We start from the raw sequence: 15,286 nt of genomic DNA on the forward strand, positions 1-15,286 counted from the left end.
GGCCGCTCCCTCATCTCGCCGAATGGAGATAGGCAATGCTACCCGTCGCGGGCCGTCATCAGACCCGCGTACACCCGGCGGTTCTCCCCGGCCAGACGCATGTCACACCGTCAGAAGGGCATGAACCGGACGTCCGGCCAATCGCTTACGGCCCCCCAGGAAGGCCAACTCCAGCAGCACCGTGAAACCGACCACGGTGCCCCCGGCCCGCTCCACCAAACCCAGCGTAGCCTCCGCTGTACCCCCGGTGGCCAGGACATCGTCCACGACGAGTACGCGTTGGTTGGCGACGAACGCGTCCGCGTGCACCTCGAGGACGGCTTCGCCGTACTCCAACTCGTACGAGGCGGACAGCACCTCCCGGGGCAGCTTGCCGGCCTTACGCACCGGGACCACGCCGACCCCAGCCGCGTACGCCAGCGCCGCCGCGATCACGAAGCCTCGCGCCTCGATTCCGGCCACCACGTCGAAGCTGCCCCGGCCGTAGTGCTCCAGGATCCCGTCGATCACGCCACGGAAGCTCTCCCCGTCGGCGAACAGCGGCGACAGGTCCTTGAACACGACGCCGGCCTGGGGGAAGTCGGGTACGTCGAGGACCCGGTCCGCGACCAGCCGGGCGACGGCGTCACCGCCGTCGCCCCGATCCGTCGTCAATGCTGACTCCGCTTCCATCCGTTCAGTGCCGGCGCTTGCCGCCGCCGGAGCGGCCGGACCGGCTGGCACCCGATCGGCTGGCACCCGGCCGGGTAGCGCCCGCGCGCTTGGCTGCGGCCGCCTTGCTCGCCGTCCTCGGCGAGGCTCCGGCCAGCGCGTCCTCCGGCACCGACGAGTCCTCGTCGTCGGTGACGGTGTCGGTGTCACTGATCTCGGCCTGCGCCTTGCCGCCCTTCGTCCGGCCGGCCGGCGCCGCCACTCCCGCCTTGTTCGCCGCAGACCGGACGTCCGCCGCCCGCTTGTTCAGCACCCGGTTGGTGTGGTTGCGGTAGCGCAGGTCGAACAGCTTGAAGTCGACCAGCCACGGGGTAGCCAGGAACAGCGACGAGTAGGCGCCGGTGAGCATACCGACGAACAGCACCAGGGCCAGGTCTTCCAGGGTGCCCACACCCAGCAGGCCGGCACCGATGAACAGCAGGCCGGCGACCGGCAGCAGACCGATCAGCGAGGTGTTGATCGACCGCATCAGGGTCTGGTTGACCGCGAGGTTGGCTGCCTCGCCGAAGGTGTGCCGGGAGGTGCTGAGGATGCCCCTGGTGTTCTCGTCCACCTTGTCGAACACGACCACGGTGTCGTACAGCGAATAACCGAGGATGGTCAGCAGGCCGACGATCGTACCCGGGGTCACCTCGAAGTGGATCAACGAATACACGCCTGCGGTCAGGATCAGGTCGTGGAACAGTGCCAGGACCGCCGCACCCGACGCCTTGGCGTCCCGGAAGCGGAAGCCCATGAACAGGCTCACCGCGCCGAGGAACACGATCAACGCGATGATCGCCTTGTTGGTGACCTCGCTGCCCCAGGAGGAGCTGACCTCGGTGTTGTTGATCTGGTTCGGCGCCACCTGAGCGGCCTTGGCCAGCGCGGTCTCCGCCTGGTTGCGCTGCGGGTCGGTCAGCTTCTGGGTCTTGACGACGTAGCTCGCCGCGCTGCCGGCGCCGGCGGTCTGCGCACTGGAGACCGTCACCCCGGTGTCCTCGACCGCCGAGCGCACCTCGGACAGCGTGGTGCCCGGCTTGACCGGGATCTGGAACTGGTCGCCGCCCTTGAAGTCGATGCCCCAGTTGAAGCCGCGGAAGATGATGCTGGCGAGGCAGATCAGGATGATCACCGCCGACACCACATACCACTTCTTACGCTGGCCGACGAAGTCGATCCGGGTGTCGCCGCGGTACAGCCGGCGCAACCCGCTGGCCGACTCGGTACGTGCCGCCATCTCAGGACTCCTTCGTGCGCACGGCGCCGAACCGAGGCGCTCTGGTCGCTCCGCCGGCCGCTTCGTTCGCCGCGTCCGAACGGACGTTACCCAGGCCGGAGAACCTCGGCGAACTGAATCCGTTGGAGCGCGACAACAGGGACACCAGTGGGTGGGTGAACAGGAACACGACCAGCAGGTCGATGATCGTCGACAGGCCGAGGGTGAACGCGAATCCCTTCACCTCACCGGCGGCCAGCCAGTACAGGATCGCCGCGGCCAGGAACGACACCGCGTCGGCGGACAGGATCGTGCGCCGGGCCCGGATCCACGCCCGGGGTACCGCACTGCGTACGGTCCGGCCGTCCTTCACCTCGTCTTTCAGTCGTTCGAAGAACACCACGAACGAGTCGGCGGTGATACCGATGGCCACAATGAAGCCGGCGATCCCGGCGAGGCTCAGCGCGAAGCCGAGCGACCGGCCGAGCAGCACCAGGGAACCGAAGACGGCCAACCCGGAGATCAGCAGGCTGGCGATCACGACCAGGCCGAGGCCGCGGTAGTAGAACAGGCAGTAGATCACGACCAGCGCGATGCCGATCAGGCCGGCCAGGATGCCGTAGCGCATCTGCTGAGTGCCCAGGGTCGGGCTGACGTTCTGGGTGTTCTCGATCCGGAAGCTCAGCGGCAGCGACCCGTACTTGAGCTGGTTGGCCAGCGTCGCCGCGGAGTCCTCGTTGATGTTGCCGCCGTTGATCACCGCGTCACCCACGATGACGCTCTGGATCTGCGGCGCGGACACCACCGAGTCGTCGAGCACGATGGCCACCGAGGAGTTCTGACCGGGCTGACCGGTGCTCGGGTCGGTCTGCTGACCGTCGTTCATCGCTTCCTGGGTGAGCGCGGTCCACTTGCTCTGGCCCTTGCCCTTGAAGCTCACCGTGACGTTCCAGCCACCGTTGTTGGTGTCGAACCCGGAGGTGGCGCCCTTCACGTCGGTACCGCTGACCTTGGCAACATCCAGGTAGTACTTGGTGTGCGCGTTGTCGCCCTGGTCGCAGGAGACCACCTGCTGGGAGGTGTCGTCCAGTACGCCCGGCGCCCGGGCGTTGAGCCCGGCGCAGGTGACGGTCGGCAGCAGGTACTGCATCTCGACCGGCAGCGAGTCGACCTCGTCGCCGCTCAACTTCGCGAACGGAGCGATCGACGCGAGCGTCGTCGGATCGATCTGCCCCGGTTGGATCTGGCCGGACTCCATCCCGGACAGCACCGACTGGCCGGCTTCCCAGGCCGGACCGAGCTTCTTCTGCACCTCGGCCAGGGTCTTGGCGCGGGACGCGGCCAGCGCGGCCGCGGTGGGGTTGGTGCTCGGGGTCGCCGATGGCGCCGCGCTGCCGGACGGGGCGGCGCTGGCCGAGGCCGACGCGCTCGCCGAGGCCGACGGGGAGGTGCTCGGCTTCGCCGAGGCACTCGACGACGGCGCCGCCGACCCGCTGGCGCTGGGCGCCGCGGATCCGCTGGCACTGGGGGAAGGGGAGGCCGGCGTAGCACCGGCCGGCGGCTGGTCCTGCCCGGTCGCCAGCACCTTGCGGAACGCCAGCTTGGCCGGCTGTACCAGCTGACGCAGCTCGTTGGGGTCGTCGTTGGCGACGTTGACCACGATGTTCCGGTTTCCGGCCGTGACCACCTCGGGCTCGGCCACACCGCTGGCGTTGACCCGGTTCTCGATGATCTGGCGGGCGGTGTTGAGGTTTTGCGCGCTCGGTGCCTTGCCGTCGGCAGTGATCGCGCTCAACGTCATGCTCGTTCCGCCCCTGAGATCAAGGCCGAGCTTGGGCTGCGGCTTCTTGTCGCCGGTGAGGAACACCAGCGCATAGAGGCCGGCGAGGATGACCGCGAGTACGGCGAAGTACCGCGTCACCTTGATGCGTCCAGAGGGTGCGGCCACGGCTGTCCCGTCTTTCCCTGTCTGTGAGGAGGCGTCGGACGCGAGGGCGGATCCCGGGTGGGATCAGTCCTTGCGCTCGGTCACCTTGTCGTCGGTCTCGTGGGTCTCTTCGACCTCGTCGGCCTCATGGGTCTCGTCGGCCTCGTCGGTCTCGTACTCGTATTCCTCGTCGGCCTCGGCCTCCGCCTCCTCCTGGGGCGCCGGAGTCACCGTACGGGCGACGGCACCGCGGGCGAACTTGATGATCACTTCGGGCGAGACCTCGAGGCTGACCGTGCCCGCCTCCTCGTCGACCTCAGCGACCGTGCCGTACACGCCGCTGCCGGTCATCACCTCGTCGCCGACACCGAGTCGCGACTGCATGGCCTGGACCTCGCGGTTGCGCCGCTGCTGGGGGCGGATGAACAGAAAGTACAACGCGCCGAAGAGGAGAATGATGAACACAAACGGCAGGTAGTTGCTGCCGCCTGAGCTCGATGCTGCGAGTGGCACCGCGATCGACCTTCCGATGGGGTCCACCGGCATCGATTGATGCAGGCGGACCGGGTGTGCGTCCTGTCCGGACCGCGGGCGAGTCTAGTCGGTCACACTGGGACACCAAGCAGGACGTAGATCACGGTCCGGTTACGGGGCCGTGACCGACCATTATGACTCCAGGCCGAACAGGTCGGGCGCCGGAGGGGCGCCGCTGCCAAAAATACCATTTGGTGGCGTCTTGCCCAGGTGACGCCACCCACTCGCAGTAGCCACCCGACCGCGCGGAGTACGGGCCAGCAATCCAGCCCGGACCAGGAACGGTTCGCAGACCTCCTCCACCGTGTCCGGTTGCTCCCCGACCGCGACCGCGAGCGTGGACAATCCCACCGGGCCGCCGCCGAAGCTGGACACCAGGGCGGTGAGCACCGCCCGGTCCAGCCGGTCGAGGCCCAGCTCGTCGACGTCGTACACGCGCAGGGCGGCGCGGGCGACCTCCCGGGTGACGATCCCGTCCGCGCGGACCTCCGCGTAGTCGCGGACCCGGCGCAGCAGGCGGTTGGCGATCCGCGGGGTGCCCCGGGACCGGCCGGCGATCTCGACCGCCCCGTCCTCGGCGACCGGTACCCCCAGGATCCGCGACGAACGGGTCACCACCTGCTCCAGCTCGTCGGGCTCGTAGAAGTCGAGATGGGCGACGAAGCCGAACCGGTCGCGCATCGGACCGGTCAGCAGCCCGGCCCGAGTCGTCGCGCCGACCAGCGTGAACGGCTCGACGTCCAGCGGGATCGCGGTGGCGCCCGGCCCCTTGCCGACCACCACGTCGACCCGGAAGTCCTCCATCGCGCTGTACAGCAGTTCCTCGGCCGGCTTGGCGATCCGGTGGATCTCGTCGATGAACAGCACGTCACCCTCGGCGAGGCTGGTCAGTACGGCGGCGAGGTCCCCGGAGCGCTCGATCGCCGGGCCGCTGGTGATCCGCAGGCCGGAGCCCAGCTCAGCGGCGACGATCATGGCCAGGGTGGTCTTCCCCAGCCCCGGCGAGCCGGACAGCAGGATGTGATCGGGTGCGCTGCCCCGGCGTACCGCGCTGCGCAGCAGCAGATCCAGCTGTTCACGGACCCGGTGCTGGCCGATGAACTCGCCCAGCCGCTTGGGGCGCACGCTGGCCTCGGCGTCCCGCTCCTCCGGGTCGGCCAGCGCCGACACGACCTCGCTCATACCGGATCCTCTCCGACCGCCGGTCCGGCATGAGGCTCGACCGCGCTGCAACGCTTGTTCCTGATCCTCACGGGAGGAGCGGCTCCGCCGCGCTCATCTACCTCGCGCTCGCTCACCGGGCCCTACCCAGCAGCCGGATCGCCTGCCTGAGCAGGACCTGGACCGGCGGTATCTCGTCGTCGAGCGACTCCGCGACGGTGGCCACCGCCTGGTCGGCCTGGCTCGCCGTCCAGCCCAGTCCGATCAGGCCCTGGCGCACCTGCTCCGGCCAGGCCGTCGGGCTCACCGAGCCACTCGCGTCCGCCGAGCCGGTCAGCGCCACCGGCCCGATCTTGTCGCGCAGCTCCAGGACCAGCCGCTCGGCGCCCTTCTTGCCGATGCCCGGCACCCGGGTCAGCGTGGTGAGGTCGCCGTTCGCGATCGCTTTGCGTACCGTGTCCGGACCGTGCACCGCGAGCACCGCCTGAGCCAGCCGGGGGCCTACCCCGCTGGCGGTCTGCAGCAGCTCGAACAGGTGCTTCTCGTCGTCGTCGGCGAACCCGTACAGGGTCAGCGAGTCCTCCCGGACCACCAGGCTGGTGGCCAACCGGGCCTGCTCGCCCACCCGCAGCCCGGCGAGCGTGCCGGGGGTGCAGTGCACCGCCAGCCCGACGCCGCCGACCTCGACCACCGCCCGGTCGGCCGACACCGCGGCGACCCGGCCGCGCACGCTGGCGATCATCTGATCCTCCCCTTTGCCTGGGCCGCGGCGAACTTGGAGCGGGTGCCGCCCCGCCAGACGTGGCAGATGGCCAGCGCCAGCGCATCGGCCGCGTCGGCCGGTCGGGGTGGCTCGGACAGCCGCAGCAACCGGGTCACCATGGCCGTCATCTGCGCCTTGTCCGCCTGGCCGGAGCCGGTCACCGCGGCCTTCACCTCGCTCGGCGTATACATCTGAACGGGCAGCCCGGCCCGCGCGGCGGCGAGCACCGCGACCGCGCCGGCCTGGGCCGTGCCCATGACTGTGCGCACGTTGTGCTGGCTGAACACCCGCTCGACGGCGACGCTCTCCGGGCTGTGCTCGGCGACCAGGTCGGTGAGGTTGCGGTCCAGGTGCAGCAGCCGGGTGGACAGTTCGTCCTGGGGATCCGTGTAGATCACGTAGTACGCCACCAGGGTGCAGGTCCGGCCCGGTACGCCCTCGACCACACCGACCCCGCAGCGGGTCAACCCGGGGTCCACGCCCAGCACCCGCACGCTGCCCTCCCTTATCGACCAGTCCGGCTCGGCCCGTCTGACGCCGCGCCACGACCCGGACCAGTCGTCCATCGGTCTGGCTCGGCGCGTCTGACGCCGTGCGACGACCCAGACGAGTCGCGCCGTACGTATGTTCTACGGACCTTATCGGCGGGCCGGGGCGCCGCACCAGGCGACACCCCGGACGGGTCGGGCACTCAGTGAGAAGCGCTCATCACGCGGATTCCGCGTGCGGATCCACGGCGATCGCCGGCCAGATCGCGTCGACCAGCCGCCGCGCCGCGTCCTCGCGGCTGATCGCCGGGTCCCAGTTGACCAGGCTCCGCGCGATCAGCGGCCCGAACAGCATCGCGAGGATGGTGTCGATGTCCAGGCCCGGCCTCAGCGTGCCCTCGGCGATGCCGCGGTTCAGCACGGCCCGCATCGACTCCCGGCGCGGCTCGGTGATGCGCCGGTACACCTCGCGCAGTTCGGGGCTGCGCTGCATCTCCACGTACAGGCACGGCATGATCTGGCCGGCCCGGGTGGTCTCCGGGCGGCCGACGGGCACCAGCAGGGCCAGGATGTCCTCGCGGACCGAGGTGCCGGTGGTCTGTGCGGGCTCGCCCTTGACCCGGGCCACGGCGTCGTACAGCAGCGCTTCCTTGTTCGGCCAGCGCCGGTAGATGGTCGCCTTGCCGACGCCGGCACGGGCGGCCACGGCCTCAACGGACAGCCCGTCGAACGGGGTGCCCTCGGCCAGCATGTCGAGGATCGATTCGATGATCGCCTCTTCGACACGCGCGCTGCGCGGCCGGCCAGGACTCTTCCGGTCCTGGTCGGCCGACGCAGCTGGAGTCGCGGTGGTCATCATGACATTGTTACCGCTGAGTTACGCTTCGGCCAATTCGAGCTGCTCTTCGGCGAGCGACTCGGCCGCGTCCGGCTCCGGCGCGTGCACGGTCGCGGCGCGGCGCGGCACCCAGCCGAGCACGACCACGATCCCGAGGAGTCCGACCAGCACCGATCCGGCCGCGGCCCAGTGCATCGCCGCGATGAACGCGTCGTTGCCCGCGGAGATCAGCGACCGGCCCTGCGGACCGAGCTGTCCGGCGACGGCGTAGGTACCCGAGACGGACTCGCGAGCGGTCTCCCTCACCCCGGCCGGCAGCCCGGCGAGGTGCCCGTCCATCCGGCCGCGGTAGACCGCGGAGAGGATCGAGCCGAGGATCGCGACGCCGAGCGCGCCACCGACCTGGCGGATGGTGTTGCCCACCGCCGAGCCGACGCCCGCCTTCTCCCGCGGCAGAGTCGACATGATCGACTCGGTCGCCGGCGGCATGACCAGGGCCATGCCCGCGCCCTCCAGGAAGAACAGCACGCCGACCAGCCAGATCGCGGTGGTCTGGCCGACCCCCACGAATCCGATGAGCGACACCGTCACCAGCGCCATGCCGCCCGCACCGACCGCCTTCGGCCCGTACCGGCGGACCAGCGCCGCGCTGCGCGGGGCGAACACCAGCTGTGCCGCCGCGAACGGGGTCATCAGCACGCCGGTCTCCAGCGGGCTGTAGCCACGGACCAACTGCAGGTAGAACGCGATGAAGAACAGTGTGCCCATGCCGGCGAAGAACACCAGGCCGACCGAGGCGACGGCGCCGGAGAAGCGCGGGTTGGAGAACAGCTTCACGTCCAACGACGGGAACGTCAGCCTGCGCTCGACCAGGACGAACGCGACCAGGACCGCGGCCGCGCCGAGCAGCGTGCCCCACGCCTGCGGGTGCTGGAAGCCGTGGTCGCCGCCGTTGATGATGCCGTACACCAGCAGCACCAGGCCGACGATGGACAGCAGCACACCGGCGACATCGATACGTCCCGGCTGGGGGTTGCGGGACTCCGGTACCAGCATGGTCACCGCGATGATGCCGAACACCAGGATCGGCACGTTGATCAGGAAGACCGAGCCCCACCAGAAGTGCTCCAGCAGGACACCGCCGAGCACGGGGCCGATCGCGACGCCCAACCCGACGGAACCGGCCCAGATGCCGATCGCACGGGCACGCTCCCGGGGGTCGAACACGTTGGAGATGATCGACAGGGTGGCGGGCAGGATGGCAGCGCCACCGATACCCATCAGAGAACGGGCGATGATCAGCTGGCCGGGCGACTGCGCGTACGCCGAGGCGAGCGAGGACAGCCCGAACAGCACCATGCCGAGCAGGAGGATCTTGCGGCGGCCGAACCGGTCACCGAGTACGCCCCAGGTGAACAGCAGGCCGGCGAAGACCAGAGTGTAGGAGTTGATCGCCCATTCGAGGTCGCTCTGCGACGCACCCAGCCCGTGGTGCGGATCGGAGATGACCCGGAGCGCCACGTTGAGGACGGTGTTGTCGAGCACGACAACGACCAGGCTGACGATGAGCACGGCGAGGATGGTCCACCGGCGCGGGTGGCCGGTGTTGGTAGTTGGTGGTGCGCCCACGTTCGGATCCCCCGAAATCGATACGGTACGGTTTCGTATTCGCTCTGAACGCTACTCGGCGCTCATGCGATACGGAACCGTTCCGTAACGAAAATCGGTGTGACGCTACTTACCGTGGGGCGCACCACCCATGATCAAATCTCTGCCGACCGGCACGATCAGGCGTCGATCTTGGCCATCAGGTCGTCGCTGACGTCGAAGTTGGCGTACACGTTCTGCACGTCGTCCGAGTCCTCCAGCGCGTCGATCAGCTTGAAGATCTTCCGCGCGCCCTCCTCGTCGAGCGGCACCGTCACGCTCGGTACGAACGAGGACTCCGCCGACTCGTACTCCAGGCCGGCGCCCTGCAGCGCGGAGCGCACCCCGATCAGGTCGGTCGGCTCCGAGACCACCTCGAACGCCTCGCCCAGGTCGTTGACCTCCTCGGCTCCCGCGTCGAGCACCGCGCCGAGCACGTCGTCCTCGGACAGCTGAGCGGCCTTCGGCACGATCACGACGCCCTTGCGGGAGAACATGTACGCCACGCTGCCCGCGTCGGCCAGGTTGCCGCCGTTGCGGGTCAGCGCCACCCGGACATCGGTGGCGGCCCGGTTGCGGTTGTCGGTCAGGCACTCGATCAGGAACGCCACACCGCTGGGGCCATACCCCTCGTACATCACCGTCTGGTAGTCGGCGCCGCCGGCCTCCTGGCCGGAGCCGCGCTTGACCGCCCGGTCGATGTTGTCGTTCGGGACCGAGTTCTTCTTCGCCTTCTGGATGGCGTCGTACAGCGTCGGGTTGCCGGCCGGGTCACCGCCACCGGTGCGCGCGGCCACCTCGACGTTCTTGATGAGGCGCGCGAACAGCTTGCCGCGCTTGGCGTCGATGACCGCTTTCTTGTGCTTGGTCGTCGCCCACTTTGAGTGGCCGGACATTACCCCTCCGTCTTGATCGCGGGCTGGCACTCTGAGCCAGACCGACAGGGCGGCGATTTTATCGTGTCGCCCGGACCAGCTCCACGAAGAGCCGGTGTACGCGCAGGTCACCAGTCAGCTCGGGGTGGAAGGCGGTCGCGAGCAGATTGCCCTGCCGAACCGCGACAATCCTACCCGCGGCCGGTCCGGCCTCAATCGTCCCTATCACCTGAACGTCACGATCGACCCGTTCGACCCAGGGCGCCCGGATGAAAACGGCGTGAAACGCGGGCCCGTCGATGCCGTCCAGGCGCACCGGCGCCTCAAAGGAGTCGACCTGCCGGCCGAACGCGTTGCGCCGCACAGCCATCCCGATGCCGGCGAAGGACTCCTGGTCGGGGCGGCCGTCCAGTACCTCGGCGGCCAGCATGATCATGCCGGCGCACGAACCGTACGCGGGCATCCCCTCGCCGATCCGCTTGCGGATCGGGTCGGCCAGTCCGAACTCGATCGCGAGCTTGCTGATCGTGGTGGACTCACCGCCGGGGATGATCAGGGCGTCGACCTCGTCCAGCTCCTCCGGGCGGCGGACTGAACGGGCCCGCACCCCGCACTCGACCAGCGCGCGCAGGTGTTCGCGCACGTCGCCCTGAAGCGCGAGCACGCCGATGGTCAGCTCGCCGGTCACACCGTCGCCCCGATCGTCTCGGGTCGCGGCCGGCGACACGTCCGCCGGCCGCTCCGCGCCCTGGCCCGCTGTCTGGCCGGTCACCAGCCGCGCTCGGCCAGCCGGTGCGGCTGCGGGATGTCGTCGACGTTGATGCCGACCATCGCCTCGCCGAGGCCACGCGAGACCTTCGCGATCACGTCGGGGTCGTCGTGGAAGGTGGTCGCCTTCACGATCGCCGCGGCCCGCTGGGCCGGGTTGCCGGACTTGAAGATGCCCGAGCCGACGAACACGCCCTCGGCGCCGAGCTGCATCATCATCGCCGCGTCGGCCGGCGTGGCGATCCCGCCCGCGGTGAACAGGACGACCGGCAGCTTGCCGGTCTCGGCGATCTCCTTGACCAGCTCGTACGGCGCCTGCAGCTCCTTGGCGGCGACGTACAGCTCGTCGGGGGCCATCGAGGTCAGCCGGCGGATCTCCGACCGGATCTTGCGCATGTGAGTGGTCGCGTTCGAAACGTCACCGGTGCCGGCCTCGCCCTTGGACCGGATCATCGCGGCCCCCTCGGTGATCCGGCGCAACGCCTCGCCGAGGTTGGTCGCCCCGCACACGAACGGCACGGTGAACGCCCACTTGTCGATGTGGTTGGCGTAGTCGGCGGGGGTGAGCACCTCGGACTCGTCGACGTAGTCGACGCCGAGCGCCTGAAGCACCTGCGCCTCGACGAAGTGCCCGATCCGCGCCTTGGCCATCACCGGGATGGACACCGCGGCGATGATGCCGTCGATCATGTCCGGATCCGACATGCGGGAGACGCCGCCCTGGGCCCGGATGTCCGCCGGTACCCGCTCCAGGGCCATCACCGCGACCGCGCCCGCATCCTCGGCGATCTTCGCCTGCTCCGGCGTGACCACGTCCATGATCACACCGCCCTTGAGCATCTCGGCCATTCCCCGCTTGACCCGGCCGGTGCCGGTCACGGAGTTCGAGACGGTGCTGACCGGGTTCTCCGACACGGTGGAACGCCCTCCTCGCGCTGGGATTTGAGATTTCCATAGTACGGCGCCAAGTGCCCGGACCCGAACAGCCAATCGGTGGCCGGTGGCATGCGACACGCCACCCCGACCGCAGCCCCGATCCGGCTCCGATCCGGCGCCGGGACGGGCCCGCCCGCGGGCGGATCAGCCGACCATGATCTCGTCGAGGATCGGATCGTCCACGTCGAAGTAGCGCGGCTGCGGGTGCTTCCGGGTCAGCCCGAGCAGCCGTACCAGCCGGCGGCGGCGCAGCGCCAGGGCGTCGCGTACCAGATCGTTGTGGACCTGCCGGCCCAGCGCGACCCGGCGGCTGGCCACCACCACGTCGGTGAGATCCGGCGAGTTACGTGGCCTGGGCAGTGCCCGGAGCGCCCTGGTCAGGTCGTTCTCGGCCAGCTCCCGTTCCTCGGGCACGGCGTCCCGAGCCGCCCGGGCCAGTGCCTGCAGCTCGGGCCGCTCCAGCAGCTCGGCGAGTTCGGTGGCCGCCGCGGCCCGGCGGACCAGATGAGCGTCCAGCGCCAGCTGCGCGGCCGTCGCCCGGGCGTGCAGCCGGTCGACCCGCGCCGCGGTCCAGGTGATGTAGGTCGCGATCAACACCACGACAGCGACCACCCCGACGATCCACCACACGGTTGCCGAGCCTAATCAACACTTCCGGCGCGTGGTGGGTCCTCCAGGTCGGCAACCACCCCGCTGGTGGCCTCGATAGCCGTCGCGTATACCTCCAGGACACGCTCCGCTACCACCGGCCAGTCCATCGCAGCCACCACCTGCCGGGCCCGGGCGGCCAGCTCCGAACGCCGACCCGGATCGTCCAGCAGCCGGTCGAGTGCGCCGGCGAGCGCGGCGGCGTCGCCGACCGGGAACAGCTCGCCGGCCCGGCCGCCGTCCAGTACCCGGCGGAACGCGTCCAGATCGCTGGCCACCACCGGGGCGCCGGCCGCCATCGCCTCTGTCAAGATCATGCCGAACGACTCACCGTGGGTGTTCGGCGCGACGTACACGTCGAGGCTCTGCAGCATCCGGGCCTTGTCCTGCTCGGAGACCTTGCCCAGGAAGGTGACCCCGTCCGGGATCCCGCCGGTCTCGCCGAGTTCGGCCAGCTCACCCGGGCCGGCCACGAGCAGCCGCAGGCCGGGCCGGTGCGCGACCACCCGCCGGTACGCGTCGAGCAGGATCGGGAAGCCCTTGCGCGGCTCGGTGAACCGGCCGAGGAAGCCCACCGTCCCGGCCTCCCCCGGCCAGCCGGGCAGCGGCGTGGCCTCGGCGAACCGGGCCACCGCGACCCCGTTGGGGATCTCCCAGGCCCCGCCGTCCAGGTGCTCGACCTGCACCCGCCGGGCCAGGTCACTCACCGCGATCCGTGCGGTGATCTTCTCCAGTACCAGCTGGAGCAGCCCCTGCGCGGCGACGATCGCCCGGGACCGGGTCATCGCGGTGTGGAACGTCGCCACCACCGGCGCCCGGGAGTAGAGCACGGCCAGCATCGACAGGCTCGGCGAGATCGGTTCGTGGACGTGCAGCACGTCGAACCGGCCGGCGGACAGCCAGCGCCGCACCCGGGTCGCGGAGATCGGCCCGAACGCCAGCCGGGCCACCGAGCCGTTGTACCGGACCGGAACCGCGCGCCCGGCCGGCACCACGTATCCGGGCAGCGGGTCGTCCTCGTCGGCGGGTGCCAGCACACTCACCGTGTGTCCGAGCCCGATCAGGGACTCGGCCAGGTCACGCACATGGTTCTGCACGCCACCGGGGGTGTTCAACGAATACGGGCACACGATGCCGATCCGCACGCCGCCTCCTATCGGCCGGCTTCGCCGTCTGTCGTCGCGGCATCCATCACAGCATCATCGGGCCACATCCGCTGCATCATGTGCCAGTCCACGGGGTGCGCCGCGATGCCCTTCGCGAGGCTGTCCGCGATGTCCTGGGCGAGCCGGCGGACCCGGGTGGGCATCGGCCCGACCTCGGGACCGGGCAGCGGCAGCGGCCCGCGCAGCAGCCCCCGCGTCGCGTCCGGCGAGAACCACATGTCCAGCGTGTACAGCGGCTTACCGGTACGCAGGGCGAGCAGCGCCGGGCCGGGCGGCACCTTCGTACCGGCGCCGAAGAAGGTCACCTCGACACCGTTGCGGCTCAGGTCCCGGTCGGCCAGGATCGGCACCACGTACCCGCGGCGCAGCCGCTCCTCCAGAGTCTGGACGGTCGACCCCTGGCCACCGGTCAGCGGCAGGATCTCCATGCCCAGCCCCTCCCGGAACTCGATGAACCGGCGGAACAGGCTCTCCGGCTTGAGCCGCTCCGCCACCGTGATCACCGGCCAGCCCATGGCCGCCGCCCAGGCACCGGCCGCGTCCCAGTTGCCCGAGTGGGCCAGCGCGACGACCGCGCCCCGGCCGGAGCTCATGTCCGCGGCCAGCTTCTCGACGCCGTCCAGCTGGAAGCCGTGCAGGCGCTGCTCGTGGGACGAGTTGGGCAGCCGGAACGCCTCCAACGCGTACCGGAAATAGGAGCGCGCCGCGTGGCGTACCAGCGTGTCGAGTTCGGCGTCGGAGATCTCCGGGCCGACGACCCGGCGCAAGTTTCCGGCCAGCCGTTGCACACCCCTGCCCCGCCGCCACGTCGTCCAGTCGGCGGCGGCCCGGAACCCCGGCGCCGTCAGCCCCAGGGGCAGCACGCGCAGCACCCGCCAGCCGGCGGCGTAGCCGAGGTCGGCGGTACGGCTCACCGGACCGACCGGGAGGCTTCGCTCTCCAGGACGGCCGCCCGGTCCTGGCGGTACACCGTCACGATGCGCTGGCCGACCGTGATCAACGAGAGTACGGCGAGGATCCACACCGAGATGTCGATGGTGTACGTCCAGACCAGCTGCGCGAGCAGCCCGCCGAGTCCGATGATGATCAGTCGCTCGGCCCGCTCCGCGACCCCGACGTTGGCGGTCATCCCGAGGCCCTCGGCGCGGGCCTTGGCATACGAGACGACCTGGCCGGCGACCAGGCAGATGAAGGACGCCGCCGCGGCAGCGTGCCTACCTTGCGTCATCAGCCAGTAACCGGTCGACGCGAAGATGGCACCGTCGGCCACCCGGTCGAGTGTGGAGTCCAGGAACGCGCCGAACTTGCCCTGCCGTCCGGACATCCGGGCCATCGTCCCGTCGATGACGTCGGTGAAGGACCCCACGATGACGATCAGGGTGGCGATCAGCAGCTGGCCGCGAGCGGCGAAGCCGATCGTGCCGATGAGCGTGATGACGGTACCGGCCACGGTGACCATGTCCGGCGTGACGTGCCGGCGCAGCAGCCACCCGGCCAGCGGCCCGAACACGCGGGGTATGCCGGCCCTTGCGACCACGTTGAAGATCTTCAACCTCTGCCTCCGGCCTGCTGCCCGGCCCTCCGGCCTGGCGGGTCTCACCATAACGGCGCCCGTGATCGGCACGG

General features: G+C 70.1%; 15 protein-coding genes and 1 pseudogene. All 16 read right to left on the bottom strand.

What is annotated here, in order from left to right; translation table 11 throughout:
• Window positions 1–102: 102 nt before the first annotated feature.
• Entirely contained in the window at window positions 103–654 is a 552-nt protein-coding gene (locus Raf01_RS27495; protein ID WP_239133957.1) for an adenine phosphoribosyltransferase, read from the bottom strand.
• Between the two features lie 22 nt (window positions 655–676).
• Complete coding sequence (gene secF / locus Raf01_RS27500) at window positions 677–1,930, bottom strand: protein translocase subunit SecF (RefSeq protein WP_203920927.1); 1,254 nt, start codon at window positions 1,928–1,930, stop codon at window positions 677–679.
• Between the two features lies 1 nt (window position 1,931).
• Complete coding sequence (gene secD / locus Raf01_RS27505) at window positions 1,932–3,857, bottom strand: protein translocase subunit SecD (RefSeq protein WP_203920928.1); 1,926 nt, start codon at window positions 3,855–3,857, stop codon at window positions 1,932–1,934.
• A 168-nt stretch (window positions 3,858–4,025) separates the two neighbouring features.
• Window positions 4,026–4,382 (bottom strand): annotated as a pseudogene (gene yajC / locus Raf01_RS27510) (preprotein translocase subunit YajC); the annotation flags it as partial.
• A gap of 120 nt (window positions 4,383–4,502) precedes the next feature.
• The gene (gene ruvB, locus Raf01_RS27515; RefSeq protein WP_203920930.1) at window positions 4,503–5,552 is read right to left on the bottom strand and encodes a Holliday junction branch migration DNA helicase RuvB; all 1,050 of its coding nucleotides are present in this window, start codon (window positions 5,550–5,552) and stop codon (window positions 4,503–4,505) included.
• Window positions 5,553–5,664: 112 nt separating this feature from the next.
• Window positions 5,665–6,273, bottom strand: a complete 609-nt coding sequence (gene ruvA / locus Raf01_RS27520; RefSeq protein ID WP_203920931.1) for a Holliday junction branch migration protein RuvA — start codon at window positions 6,271–6,273, stop codon at window positions 5,665–5,667.
• A complete protein-coding gene (ruvC, locus tag Raf01_RS27525; RefSeq protein ID WP_203920940.1) occupies window positions 6,270–6,788 on the bottom strand; it encodes a crossover junction endodeoxyribonuclease RuvC in 519 nt (172 codons plus the stop codon). The genes ruvA and ruvC overlap by 4 nt, the downstream gene beginning before the upstream one ends.
• Before the next feature lie 214 nt (window positions 6,789–7,002).
• Complete coding sequence (locus Raf01_RS27530; RefSeq protein WP_203920932.1) at window positions 7,003–7,638, bottom strand: TetR/AcrR family transcriptional regulator; 636 nt, start codon at window positions 7,636–7,638, stop codon at window positions 7,003–7,005.
• 21 nt (window positions 7,639–7,659) lie between these two features.
• Window positions 7,660–9,249 carry an MFS transporter gene (locus tag Raf01_RS27535; protein WP_239133958.1) on the bottom strand — a complete coding sequence of 530 codons (1,590 nt, stop codon included), beginning with the start codon at window positions 9,247–9,249 and terminating at the stop codon, window positions 7,660–7,662.
• A 158-nt stretch (window positions 9,250–9,407) separates the two neighbouring features.
• Window positions 9,408–10,163, bottom strand: coding sequence for a YebC/PmpR family DNA-binding transcriptional regulator (locus Raf01_RS27540; protein ID WP_203920933.1), 756 nt, complete (start codon window positions 10,161–10,163; stop codon window positions 9,408–9,410).
• A 58-nt stretch (window positions 10,164–10,221) separates the two neighbouring features.
• On the bottom strand, window positions 10,222–10,818 hold the full coding sequence (pdxT, locus tag Raf01_RS27545; RefSeq protein ID WP_203920942.1) for a pyridoxal 5'-phosphate synthase glutaminase subunit PdxT: 597 nt from the start codon (window positions 10,816–10,818) through the stop codon (window positions 10,222–10,224).
• A gap of 92 nt (window positions 10,819–10,910) precedes the next feature.
• Window positions 10,911–11,825 (bottom strand): pyridoxal 5'-phosphate synthase lyase subunit PdxS, encoded by a 915-nt coding sequence (gene pdxS, locus Raf01_RS27550; RefSeq protein WP_203920934.1) that lies wholly within the window; start codon window positions 11,823–11,825, stop codon window positions 10,911–10,913.
• Window positions 11,826–11,990: 165 nt separating this feature from the next.
• On the bottom strand, window positions 11,991–12,476 hold the full coding sequence (locus Raf01_RS27555; protein ID WP_203920935.1) for a hypothetical protein: 486 nt from the start codon (window positions 12,474–12,476) through the stop codon (window positions 11,991–11,993).
• A gap of 11 nt (window positions 12,477–12,487) precedes the next feature.
• A complete protein-coding gene (locus Raf01_RS27560) occupies window positions 12,488–13,639 on the bottom strand; it encodes a glycosyltransferase family 4 protein (protein WP_203920936.1) in 1,152 nt (383 codons plus the stop codon).
• Window positions 13,640–13,647: 8 nt separating this feature from the next.
• Window positions 13,648–14,574, bottom strand: coding sequence for a phosphatidylinositol mannoside acyltransferase (locus Raf01_RS27565; RefSeq protein ID WP_203920937.1), 927 nt, complete (start codon window positions 14,572–14,574; stop codon window positions 13,648–13,650).
• Entirely contained in the window at window positions 14,571–15,212 is a 642-nt protein-coding gene (gene pgsA, locus Raf01_RS27570; RefSeq protein ID WP_239133959.1) for a phosphatidylinositol phosphate synthase, read from the bottom strand. The genes Raf01_RS27565 and pgsA overlap by 4 nt, the downstream gene beginning before the upstream one ends.
• Window positions 15,213–15,286: the final 74 nt, after the last annotated feature.

It is taken from the genome of Rugosimonospora africana (genome assembly GCF_016862975.1).
Taxonomy (GTDB): domain Bacteria; phylum Actinomycetota; class Actinomycetes; order Mycobacteriales; family Micromonosporaceae; genus Rugosimonospora; species Rugosimonospora africana.

Bases quoted from the DNA above. Each gene is read 5' to 3' on its own strand.
- secF (WP_203920927.1), bottom strand. From the start codon at position 1,930: ATGGCGGCACGTACCGAGTCGGCCAGCGGGTTGCGCCGGCTGTACCGC.
- Raf01_RS27530 (WP_203920932.1), bottom strand. From the start codon at position 7,638: ATGACCACCGCGACTCCAGCTGCGTCGGCCGACCAGGACCGGAAGAGT.
- ruvB (WP_203920930.1), bottom strand. From the start codon at position 5,552: ATGAGCGAGGTCGTGTCGGCGCTGGCCGACCCGGAGGAGCGGGACGCC.
- ruvA (WP_203920931.1), bottom strand. From the start codon at position 6,273: ATGATCGCCAGCGTGCGCGGCCGGGTCGCCGCGGTGTCGGCCGACCGG.
- Raf01_RS27540 (WP_203920933.1), bottom strand. From the start codon at position 10,163: ATGTCCGGCCACTCAAAGTGGGCGACGACCAAGCACAAGAAAGCGGTC.